Below are 243 nucleotides of genomic sequence, written 5' to 3'. Positions count from 1 at the left end.
GTTCCACTCCGGCGTCGCCCGGATACGGGACGCAGCGCCCGTTTCACCGGCGCCGCCGCAACCGGCACGGGCGCGGACTGCGCGGTGAACTCATTCCGGCCCACCTGGCGGGATCCCGGACCCGTTCGGAACGCTTTGACGCCTGGGTCCTGGAGTCCGCGCAGCGCCTGGAACGGCTGTGGGGCGACAGCATCCAGACCTACCAGTTTGTGGTCCAGGACATTCCCCCGGGGCTCGAGGAAC

General features: G+C 70.0%; 1 pseudogene. It reads left to right on the top strand.

Annotated features, from left to right (window positions below):
* Positions 1 to 243, top strand: a pseudogene (locus SB754_RS22460) (hypothetical protein); the annotation flags it as partial.

Origin of the sequence: Leifsonia sp. SIMBA_070, from assembly GCF_046534635.1 — a bacterium.
Taxonomy (GTDB): domain Bacteria; phylum Actinomycetota; class Actinomycetes; order Actinomycetales; family Microbacteriaceae; genus Leifsonia.
Note: the sequence above shows the minus strand (reverse complement) of the source record. Positions and strands in the feature narration are given on the sequence as shown.